General features: G+C 78.6%; 2 protein-coding genes and 1 pseudogene. 1 reads left to right on the top strand and 2 read right to left on the bottom strand.

Annotation, left to right across the window (positions count from 1 at the left end; all coding sequences use genetic code 11):
* Positions 1 to 655: hypothetical protein (locus tag NH342_RS22835; protein ID WP_253018640.1), on the bottom strand; the 655-nt coding region annotated here is incomplete at its 3' end.
* 64 nt (positions 656 to 719) lie between these two features.
* On the opposite strand from NH342_RS22835, the gene NH342_RS22830 reads away from it, so the two are divergent.
* Entirely contained in the window at positions 720 to 1121 is a 402-nt protein-coding gene (locus tag NH342_RS22830) for an STAS domain-containing protein (RefSeq protein WP_253018638.1), read from the top strand.
* Here NH342_RS22830 and NH342_RS22825 read toward each other — a convergent pair.
* Positions 1118 to 1890 (bottom strand): annotated as a pseudogene (locus tag NH342_RS22825) (GTP-binding protein HSR1); the annotation flags it as partial. The gene NH342_RS22830 and the pseudogene NH342_RS22825 sit on opposite strands and share 4 nt — an antisense overlap.

The raw sequence follows: 1890 nt of genomic DNA, 5'->3' as shown, positions 1-1890 counted from the left end.
CCACTGCGGCCCGGGCGGTCCGCAGCGCGGCGCGGGCGTCGCGCAGCCTCTCCTCGGCCTCGCGGCGAGCGGCCCGGTCGGCCTTCGCGGCCCGGGCGGCGTCCAGGTCCACCGGCGGCGGGGGCACCTCGGCGGGGGCGGCGGGACGGCGGGGTGGGCGACCGGTCGTCGTCCGGGTCTCGGTGGGCGCCCCGATCCCGTTGTAGGTCAGCGCTCCGGTGAGCCGGCCGGCCAGCACCACCTCGGCGGCGGCCGGGTCGGCGACGGCGGCCTTGAGCGTCTCCTCCACCTGGACGACGACCGCGTCGCTGACCGGGTGGCCGGCCCGGCGCGCGTGCTTGGCCGCCTCGCGGGCCAGCGCGCGGACCACCTGCCGGCGCTGCTTGTCCAGGGCACGCAGCTGGTCGGGGTCCAGGTCGTCCTGGGCGCGGCGCAGCAGGTCGCCGAGCTCGACGAGCTCGGACACCTGGTCCCCGGCCTCGCGCACCAGCAGGTTCACCGCCCAGGCCGCCAGCGTCGGCTTGCCCAGCTCGCCGATGCGCCGGGCCAGCCCCTTGTCGCTGCGCTTGGCCTGGGCGACCGCGTCCGAGCGCGCGGCGACGAAGTCGCCCGGCAGCTGCGCGTACAGCTCGTCGGCCACCTCGTCGAAGTCCACGCGGACATCTTGGTGGGCGGCCCACCAGGTTTGCCCGGCGCCGCCCCGGCTCATGATCCACACCATGGAGACGGTCCACGGGCACCCGGACGAACCGGGCTTCACCCTCCGCACCGAGGGCCCGCACGACGGGGAGCTGGTCGCGCGGGTGACCGGCACCCTGGACTCCGCGCACGGTCCCGAGTTCCAGGCCGCGCTCGTCGCCGCGCTGCGGGGCACCCCGGAGCGGCTGGTGGTCGACCTCTCGGAGGTCACGTTCTTCGGCTCGGCCGGGGTGACCGCGCTGGTCTGGGTCAGCGAGCACCCCGAGGCCGCCGGCAAGCGGGTCCGGGTGGTCGCCACCAGCCGGATCGTCACCGGCCCGCTGGAGATGACCGGCCTGCTGCTGCGGCTGGACGTGTCGGGCATGCCCGCGGAGTCCGTGCCGCCCGCCGACCCCACCGGCCCCGCCGTCCCCCCGGACTAGCGGACGGCGCGGGCCAGGGCGGCGCAGCAGCGGTCGTGGTCGGCCGTCGTCGCCGCGAGCGGGTCGAGCACCTCGGCCTGGCCGACCGCGGCCACCGCGTCGTCCAGCCGTCGGCGCACCCTCCGGGCCCGTCGGCGCGCCCGGGCGGCCACGAACGGGCGCGCCAGGACGGCGAGCAGCAACCCCGCGAGCAGCCCGCCGACCAGCAGCAGCGTGGGCACCGGGATGCCCTCCACCCGGGGCAGCGGCACCAGGTCGGCGACCTGCAGCCAGCCCAGCACCACCAGCACGAGCAACCACAGCGCACCCACCAGGGCCGCCGCGGTGACCAGCCACTGCAGGCCACCGACCCCGCGCTGCCACAGCGGTGTGCGGTCGGAGCCCAGGTCGGTGCCGGCGACGGCCTGGTCCAGCCGGTCGGCCAGCCGCTCGGTGCTGACCTCGGTCCGACGGCGGAGGTCGTCGGCCCAGACCAGCGGCAGGCCCTCGCCCGCGGCGTCGCGGGCCCGGCGGACGGCGGTGGCCACCCCGGCCTGCTCCACCGCCCCGGCCCCGGGCAGCGAACTCCGGGCCCCGGCCTGCAGGTGCAGCCGGCGCAGCGGGTCCGGCCGCAGCTTGCCCAGCCACCGCACCACCGGCCAGCCGGTGGCCGCGGTGCCGGCCCTGGGCGTCGAGCGCTCCCCCGCCGAGGTCACCGCCGGCACGCCCGCCGCGTCGGACAGCGCGCGGGTCAGCGCGACCCGGTCGGCCCTTCGCGCCCCCGACGACG

Source organism: Klenkia sp. PcliD-1-E, assembly GCF_024124375.1.
Classification (GTDB): Bacteria; Actinomycetota; Actinomycetes; order Mycobacteriales; family Geodermatophilaceae; genus Klenkia.
Note: the sequence above shows the minus strand (reverse complement) of the source record. Positions and strands in the feature narration are given on the sequence as shown.

Excerpts from the sequence above, each read along its gene's own strand:
- NH342_RS22830 (WP_253018638.1), top strand. The coding sequence starts at position 720 with ATGGAGACGGTCCACGGGCACCCGGACGAACCGGGCTTCACCCTCCGC.